Consider the following 8670-nt stretch of genomic DNA (forward strand, 5'->3'; position numbering starts at 1 on the left):
CCTAAAAATTCATTTAGATTAAAATCCATTACGACATCTCCCTACAATCAAGTCGGTCTGCCTTTAATCAATCTTTATCAGCAAATCTAATCTTCCAAGATCTAAATTATTATTAAATTTTTCTATGACTAAATTAATAGCTTAAGTCAGACTTTTCACGAAATTCATCTTGCTATTATTCTATTTCTACTTTAACTCCTAAAACCCCTTTTTAACTACAAAATCATTCCTTATCTTCATCTCACTCTTTAACCAAAAAAAATGCGTTGGCGAGATGACTTTAATCTCTCAACCAACGCATAAATGCAAGTTAGGAACCATCCCTAACTTGCATTCAATCATACTTTGTCGTCCAGTATATATCGTATTTTTCCATATTCCTCAATTTCATGTCTCTTCGTTTCGAAACCCTTGCGGCCCATCAAAGCATATGTCCCGTTCTTCCCTTCCTCAACCCCCGGCTGGTCAAAAGCGTTAATGTTCAATAGCTCTCCCATATATGCCGTCTCCCACTCGAGCAAAAGCAGTAATTGTCCAACCTGAAATGCATCCAAGCTGGGAAGTACGATCTTCTGATGTTGACGCCCAGCTAAAGTAAGAGCGTATTCCGTGGCCTTTTGTTCTGCAATCAACAATTCTGTCAGAGTATGGCCTCCCAAAAATTGGATATCCCCAGGTAGTTCTCCAATATCTGAGGGAATCATTTTATTTTCCCTGAATTTTTCAAGGGTCACAAACGTAATTACTTTATCATCAGGACCTTCCACATAGAGCTGAACTTGAGAATGTTGATCTGTTACTCCCAGCGCCTTTACGGGTGTCTGTCCGACTTGAACGCTCCGACCTTGTCGATCAAACCGCTTTCCTAAGCTTTCCGCCCATAACTGTGCATACCAATCGGCCATGGTTTTTAGTCCATCAACATAGGGCATAAATACAGAAATAGTTTTCCCTTTTCGCCATGACAAGAGGGAAAGAGCTGAACGCAACTGAGCGGGATTTGAGAATACCCCTTGAGTTTCGCGAATTCTTTCATCCATTTCTAAAGCGCCAGCCATAAGTTGATTAACATCAATCCCACAAATAGCCGCTGCAAGTAATCCGACAGGGGTCAGTTCTGAGAAGCGCCCTCCAATATGAGAGGGAATCACAAAACGTTTAAATCCTTCATCGAGAGCAATCGGTAAAAGATTTCCTTTCTCTTGATCAGTCGTAACCACCATATGCTTGGCATAGTGATCTCCGCATTCCCGTTTTAAAATATCTCTGACAATCATAAATTGAGCCATAGTTTCTGAAGTATTTCCGGATTTACTAATCACATTAAATAACGTTTTCTGGGGATCTAAAATTTGTAACAATTCATGGAAGCGCACCGGATCAATATTGTCCATGACATAAAAACGTGGGCGATGACCACGTTCCTCGGCAGAAAGTTCATTATAATAATAATGGTTTAGGGCTTGATGCACGGCCAAAGGTCCGAGTGCAGAACCCCCAATTCCTAAGACGACAAAATTCGCAAATTTAAAAGCTACCTTGTTCGAATAATCTATGATTTCTGTGAGTTCGGACTTCAGGGAGGGTAAAAGCTTTGAATAATCAAGCCCTCCAGCCTCTCTCTGTTTCGCGAGTGAGATTTGGGCTTTATCTAAACTTGCTTGGAGATTCTCAAGTTCTAACCTTGAAAACCCCTTCAAATTTTGTGGACTTTGCATCATCCCAGTATAATCGAGCACAATTCCGGGACGCACTTGATCTACCATAATTCAACCCCATCTCTTTAATTTGATGGACCAAAATGCCTAAATCGAAAGCTCATTCGCCAAATCATAAAGTTCTCTATTAAAAGGCCGCCGTGTTCCATAAGCGGCAGCAAGGGGACTAGAAATAACCGTTTGATTAACAAACGCTGTCATCCTGTCCGACTCTCCGGCCAAAACGATTTCCATCGCTTTTCCGCCCATTGCCGCAGCAATTACAGCATCCTGAGCGCTAGGATTTCCACCGCGTTGTAAATGGCCTAAAACAGTAATTCTCGTCTCAAATCCCGAACGAGCCCGCAATTCCTCCCCGATTTTGTAAGCACTTCCCACGCCTTCGGAGACTAAAATAATACTATGGTTTTTTCCACGTAGATGACCTCGCTTTAATTTATCGCTGATCTCATCTAAGTCGTAAGGGATCTCTGGAACAAGAATCGATTCTGCTCCACAGGCTATGCCGGCCTGAAGCGCAATATTTCCGCAATTCCGTCCCATCACCTCCACTATGAACGTGCGTTCGTGGGAGGACGCTGTGTCCCTAATCTTGCTAACGGCATCGACAACTGTATTGATTGCAGTATCAAAGCCGATGGTCAAATCCGTTCCAGCAATATCATTATCGATGGTACCTGGAATACCAACAACCTGAAATCCGTTCGCTGATAACGTCTGAGCTCCTCGAAAAGAGCCATCTCCGCCGATGACCACCAAAGCATCGATATGAAACTTATGTAACTGCTTAATGGCCTTTTGTTGCCCCTCAACGGTACGCATTTCTTCGGATCGTGCTGTCTTCAAAATGGTTCCCCCACGTAGCACAATATCTGCAACAGAACCTATGCTCATCTCTTGGATCTCTCCATGGATTAGCCCCTCATAACCCCGATTTACCCCAAAAACATTAAGTCCATGGTAAATTCCCTTACGAACCACTGCCCGCAGGGCTGCGTTCATTCCAGGTGCATCCCCTCCACTCGTAAGCACTGCTATCCGCTCTATCTTGCCTGACATCTGATCACCCCTCATTATTATCTAACAATTTATGACTTTCTACTCTATTACCTATCAAGTTTGTAGTTATACATAAAAGCGTAATCAAATTAGAATAAATTAAATTACGCTTTAAAAGCGTTGATAATTCGCTTATATAATTTGATCAGCTCTTGGTCTTTAGCCAACTTCTCCTGCATCTTATTATAGGACGTTATCATGGTATTATGATTACGGTTAAAATAACTTCCTATGGCTGGATAAGAAAGTCGGCAAAGCGTACGAATGACGTATATAGCCATTTGTCTAGCTTCATTCACCCGTTGTTTCCGGTCAGGGCTTAGCAATTCCTCGATCGAAACTCCCATAGTTTGGCTTACAAGGCGAATAATATTTTTCGGTTCAGCGACTGAATTGAGATTATTAATTTCCTTTTCCCAATAAGCGTTAAAACAAGAGAGACTCAGTTCATCTTGACGGGATTCTGCAAATTGAACAAACTGTGTTATGGTGCTGATTGTTTCCGCTAAATTATTAGTACGCTCTGCAATGACACCCACCACATTAGGATTTAAATAAAGGCGCTTTGTATGAATATAATCGCTAAGGAAATGTTCTATTTCATGTTTTTGGGGCCGGTCAATAGGGATAACGATTCCACTCAAAAAACGAGAAGCCAGTTTTTCCCCCAGAAAATCCAAATTCGGAAACCCTGCTTCAACTGTGATTACCATCTTTCCCCCATGACTAATGACCGATTCATAGGTATAGTGAAGTTCTTCAATGGTCTTTATCTTGCCCGCTATACATTGAAGATCATCGATTAATAGCAGCTGTGTCGTACGGTAGCGTTGACGAAATAGATTGATCTTATTCTCGTGTGCTGCATAGGCATACTGCCGGGCAAACGACAAAGCATCCGTCATTTGGCTGCCATACTTCAACTCAGTTTGTTGATAGAGATATCGTAATAAAGCCGATTTACCTAGCCCCCGTGGTCCATAAATCAGTGTAACCCCTGGAGCATTCTCCAGTTGGTATTCTTTGATTAAACGCCATGCCCGATTATTAAACTCACTTATGAACCATTTCAAGAGTGCCTCTCCTTTATTAAATTAAGTCACCTTAATCTACTGTCAACGTTATTATGACATAAGACTGTCGAGTAATTTAGTCTTAACTGTCGAAGAATTCTATAGATAGCCCTCAAGATATCCTTTCAAAAGGAAAGAATTGAATTACTTTGGGATATCATGACTCTTGACTTCTGGCCAGATACTGATAACACTCTTCCGCAATGACCGTCAAAGGCTTCGCGCGACGGCTTAAGAGATAAAAACCTCGCTCTAGGTTAAAATTATGGACGTTCATCCAAACTAAACCTTGTTTCTTCCCAGAATCTAAAGCATGCTTTGACAAAAACGAATATCCGATGCCAGAGCGTACAGCATTTTTTACCGCTTCAGTACTACCCACTTCTAAAACAATATCAAAATCATTAAGATCAAGACCCGATTTAATGAGAGCTTCCTCTAGCGCTCTGCGATGTCCGGACCCTGTCTCACGGATAATCATGGGGTAGTTCTTCAGTTGCTTTAATTCAATACTTTGGCATAAGCTTAAGGGATTGTCACAAGAAACAACGCAACCTAGTTGATCCTTTAGCCAAAAATCGGAGGTTAGTTTTTCGGTATCAAAAACTGCTCCTACCACGGCAAAATCTACCTCATGAGCTAAAACTTTTTCTGCAATCTCCAAACTGTCCCCAATAGACAGTTTGAACTTAATGTCTGGATACATGTTCCGAAAAGAGGCTAAATACATGGGAAGCAAGTATTCGCCGGGGATGTGAGAGGCCCCAATATGAACTTTCCCATTCATGAGTCTTTCTGTTCCCCCAATTTCACTCATTAACTCCGACCATTCATCAAGCATATGTAAAGTATGATGATAAACAGTTTCTCCCTCGGCGGTTAAAGCGAAACTCTTTCCTTTACGATAAATTAATTTCACCCCAAGTTTTTCTTCAAAGGCTCGAATTTGATTCGAAACTGCAGGTTGACTAATTCCCAATTTCCGTGCAACAACCGTAAAACTTTGTTCCTCTACAACTTGACTAAACAAACGCATTAAATCTAACATGATACCCCCTCCAAGCCTAACTTTCAACCTACTTTACTACAATGTGTAAAGAAGAAGAGGGCATAGCCCTCCTCCTCAATGATAAATAACTTTTTGGGAAATTTATGTTTCATATAATGTTAAAGGGTAACTTTTTTCATTCTTTGATCTTCTAATGGTTTATCCCCACGATCCTTCTGAACGCTGACAATTCGATCAACTTCCTCTAGCCCTTCGATCACCTTTCCGAAGGAAGCATACTGTCCGTCTAAATGAGTTGATGCCTTAACAACTATAAAGAATTGAGAACTGGCTGAATTAGGGGCAGAAGTACGAGCCATAGAGATAACTCCACGGTCATGTCGTAAATCATTCTTAAAACCATTACTAGAAAACTCGCCGCGGATGGTTTGTTTACTTCCTCCCATGCCTGTCCCATCAGGGTCACCGCCTTGAATCATAAAGCCAGGGATGACTCGGTGGAAAATAAGTCCATCATAAAAGCCTTGAGAAACAAGGGTCACAAAATTTTGAACAGTTTCGGGAGCTATCGAAGGATATAGTTCCAGTTTAATGATGTTACCATTTTCCATTTCGATGGTTACAATTGGGTTTTGCTTAAGTTCTTGATCTGGCGAAATTTCATTAGTCACCTAAGTGGCCTCCTTTATGCTTGGGTTTTTTCTTATATATTATACCACTGTGCTTAAACTTTCCCAAATTTCCATTTCCTTTACTTACTCGACCTCGCTTCACGCTATAGAGATAGATCAAGAAGACTATAATAGCCAGTAAAATTCCGCCCCGTACCAAATAACGATGCATGATAAAGGTAATTTTTTGCCAATGCTCACCTAGTATTCGTCCAAGTGTAATAAATGTAAAGGACCAAAGAGAAGCCCCCAGCCCTGCTAACGTAGCATATCGTCCATAATGGAGCTCACTCATACCGGAAAAATAGGCAGTAAAATGACGAAATCCTGGGAAAAAATAGCCTATGACAATTAACCGATCACCATACCGTTGAAACCAGTGTTCAGCTCGGGCGATCCTTCTTTCATTAAGGTGAAGATAGGGAGCAACCTTGTGCAAGAACGGGATTCCTAAACTCCTTCCAATCCAATAGCTAAGATTCATGCCTAAAAAACTACCGAAGGCAGCAATCAGTAGGGTTTCTCCATAACCCATCCGACCTAATGAGGTTTGAAACCCACTGAAGGTCATTAGAAATTCATCGGGAACAGGAATGCCAACCATCCCAAAGGTAAGCAAAATGAATAAACCTACATAACGATAGTGATAGATTATGTCTGTAACATTAAGTTCAAGCCCGTGCATGCTCAGCCTGCTTCCCCAATTAGTTTAAAACGTCTTTAAAGTTTTCTTCAACTGAATTTAATCAAGTGTCATTCTTTACTTACCGTCGACTCAATTAGTTAGATTCTACTTTCTTATCCGAAATTCCTTCAATACTATTCACGAAGACGCTATTTTCTAGCATCTGCTTAAATAGAATAACTATACTATTCACCGAAGACCTCTTTCCCAACAATTTTCGTGGCTTGTCGACGGCTTACTATTCCATTCGAACACTCATAAAGGACGTTTTTATGATCGACCACCGTTTCAAGAACGACTGGTTTCCCCCAAAGAAATTGTACAAGTGCTAGAGTTTTTTCCAGATAAACAATATCAAGATCTACTCCTTCGTGACGATGTTTGAGAGACAGCCCTCCCTTACCCTCATAATCTCCTTCAAGAACAATAATCCGTGGATTACCTCCATTAACAAGTTGCTGTACAAGATTGTCTCGTACTTTCTGCCATTCATTTTCAGTAACCTGCCAATGTGCTCCGACTTTACGGAAATTAAAAAGGTGGAGATCTTCTACCAATTCCCGAGTAAGATGATTACGAATAAACGAAAGGTCGTTTTCTGTTTCACGAAGATCCCATAAATAATCAAGTGGTTTTACACTGGCTAGATACTCCCATATCTTTACACCTAGGTAATATGGATTTAACCCTAAGCGTGAAGGCTGAACGACTTGACTATGCATTAGGGCAAAATCAAGAGACTCCGCATCGCTAAGATCAAGTTCGTGCATAATTCTCGAATGCCAAAAAGTAGCCCATCCTTCATTAATAATCTTCGTCTCAATTTGGGGATAGAAATATAACGACTCCTCGCGAACAATACTAATTACATCTCTTTGCCATTCTTCGAGCCCAGGAGCAAATCGAACCAGATAGAGTAAAAGATCTTCGACCTCTGGTAGAGTCGATGACTCTAAGTAAATATCTTGTAGGTCCCCCCATAGATCATCATAAGGTGAGGATTTTTTCTTTCCAAGCTTCTTTTGACCTTCTTCTTGGTGACATTTATTTCTCGATCCATTTTCGTTTTTAAAAGTATCAGGGCTAATATGGGATCGATAATCCACATGTTCTTGAATAGCAAGAACTGCATCTAAGGTCTTTTCAACTTGCTCTCGTCCAAATCGAACTTCATATTCACGAATTTTTTCGGCATGGGCACCCATTCGTTCAACCATATCCTTGGGAGTTCGTTGGAAATAGCGATTATTATTAAAAAAATCAACATGGGCATAAACATGCCCAATCACCAGTTTATTTTGAATCAAGCGATTTCCCTCTAATAAAAATGCATAAGCTGGATTTGTATTAATCACTAGTTCATAAATCCGACTCAAATTCAAATCATATTGTAATTTCATGCGATAGAAAGCTTTACCAAAACTCCAATGTGTAAAACGCACTGGCATTCCATAGGCACCAAACGTATATAATGCTTCCGCTGGCACAATTTCAAAGTTCACAGGACAAAACTTAAGTCCCAGGCCACGGGCCACTTGAGCGATATCTTGCGCAATAGTACTTAAGGATCGCTGCTCATTGTCCATTACTTCCCTCCTACAGATTACCACCCTTGAGTTTAAGAGGCTATCCAATCTATGTCGGGAGTGTTAACCTAGTTTTAAGAAAAAAAAGTTTTAAGCGCATCATATACCTCGTTTCGATCCCTAATCGTGACTAAGCGTAGTTTTGGATCTGAAATGCGTTTTAACGTTGACATTAAAGTACTCGAATAATGGGTTCTTAAGATCTCTCCATAGCCCACTATTTGACTAATTTCAACCAATTGTTTCATGAGAGACATGGCTTTAGCATTGTCAGAGCCAATATTATCCCCATCCGTAAAATGAACTGGATAGATATTAAAGTGAGCTGGAGGATAGTCCTTTTCAACTAAATCCAAGGCGTATCGATAAACGGACGAACAGCGAGTCCCTCCACTTTCTCCGCGGGTAAAAAACTCCTCCTCAGTCACCTCTTTCGCCTCAGTGTGGTGAGCTAAAAAGCGAATTTCAACATTTTCGTATTTAAGACGTAGAAAACGTACCATCCAAAAGAAAAATGTCCGAGAAATGTATTTTTCAAATTGCCCCATGGAGCCTGAGGTATCCATCATGGCTAAAATCACTGCATTAGTCTCAAAATTCGGGCGTGTCTCCCAGGTCTTAAATCGCAAGTCTTCCGGGGTAATTCGTAATTTAGACTCCTTTCCCTTCTTTGCAAAAGCCTGCCTCTTGATACTTTCGAGTAAAGTGCGTTTCTTATCAACATTAGCCATGAGGCCTTTTTTTCGAACATCGTTGAACACCGGACGGTCATGAGCAATGAGTGGTCTTTTCTTGTCATCCAAATTGGGTAATCTTAATTCCTCAAAGAGAATATTGGCTAAATCCTCGTAGGAGACTTCAGCTTCATA

General features: G+C 40.8%; 8 protein-coding genes. All 8 read right to left on the bottom strand.

What is annotated here, in order from left to right; all coding sequences use genetic code 11:
* Positions 1 to 338 precede the first annotated feature (338 nt).
* Positions 339 to 1766, bottom strand: coding sequence for a glucose-6-phosphate isomerase (locus UF75_RS23280; protein WP_045576910.1), 1428 nt, complete (start codon positions 1764 to 1766; stop codon positions 339 to 341).
* 39 nt (positions 1767 to 1805) lie between these two features.
* The gene (pfkA, locus tag UF75_RS23285) at positions 1806 to 2777 is read right to left on the bottom strand and encodes a 6-phosphofructokinase (protein ID WP_045576911.1); all 972 of its coding nucleotides are present in this window, start codon (positions 2775 to 2777) and stop codon (positions 1806 to 1808) included.
* 104 nt (positions 2778 to 2881) lie between these two features.
* Positions 2882 to 3850, bottom strand: a complete 969-nt coding sequence (locus tag UF75_RS23290) for a DnaA/Hda family protein (protein WP_045576912.1) — start codon at positions 3848 to 3850, stop codon at positions 2882 to 2884.
* A 157-nt stretch (positions 3851 to 4007) separates the two neighbouring features.
* A complete protein-coding gene (locus UF75_RS23295) occupies positions 4008 to 4898 on the bottom strand; it encodes a selenium metabolism-associated LysR family transcriptional regulator (protein ID WP_045576913.1) in 891 nt (296 codons plus the stop codon).
* Between the two features lie 119 nt (positions 4899 to 5017).
* Positions 5018 to 5530: a peptidylprolyl isomerase gene (locus tag UF75_RS23300; protein WP_045576914.1), complete on the bottom strand. Its 513-nt coding sequence runs from the start codon at positions 5528 to 5530 to the stop codon at positions 5018 to 5020.
* Positions 5523 to 6215, bottom strand: a complete 693-nt coding sequence (locus UF75_RS23305) for a DedA family protein (protein ID WP_082075309.1) — start codon at positions 6213 to 6215, stop codon at positions 5523 to 5525. The genes UF75_RS23300 and UF75_RS23305 overlap by 8 nt, the downstream gene beginning before the upstream one ends.
* A gap of 185 nt (positions 6216 to 6400) precedes the next feature.
* On the bottom strand, positions 6401 to 7801 hold the full coding sequence (locus tag UF75_RS23310; RefSeq protein WP_045576915.1) for a SpoVR family protein: 1401 nt from the start codon (positions 7799 to 7801) through the stop codon (positions 6401 to 6403).
* Positions 7802 to 7875: 74 nt separating this feature from the next.
* A partial coding sequence (locus UF75_RS23315; protein WP_045576916.1) for a DUF444 family protein occupies positions 7876 to 8670 on the bottom strand: 795 nt, incomplete at its 5' end.

The organism is Desulfosporosinus sp. I2, assembly GCF_000960765.1.
Classification (GTDB): Bacteria; Bacillota; Desulfitobacteriia; order Desulfitobacteriales; family Desulfitobacteriaceae; genus Desulfosporosinus.

Bases quoted from the DNA above. Each gene is read 5' to 3' on its own strand.
- UF75_RS23280 (WP_045576910.1), bottom strand. From the start codon at position 1,766: ATGGTAGATCAAGTGCGTCCCGGAATTGTGCTCGATTATACTGGGATG.
- pfkA (WP_045576911.1), bottom strand. From the start codon at position 2,777: ATGTCAGGCAAGATAGAGCGGATAGCAGTGCTTACGAGTGGAGGGGAT.
- UF75_RS23295 (WP_045576913.1), bottom strand. From the start codon at position 4,898: ATGTTAGATTTAATGCGTTTGTTTAGTCAAGTTGTAGAGGAACAAAGT.
- UF75_RS23305 (WP_082075309.1), bottom strand. From the start codon at position 6,215: ATGCACGGGCTTGAACTTAATGTTACAGACATAATCTATCACTATCGT.
- UF75_RS23310 (WP_045576915.1), bottom strand. From the start codon at position 7,801: ATGGACAATGAGCAGCGATCCTTAAGTACTATTGCGCAAGATATCGCT.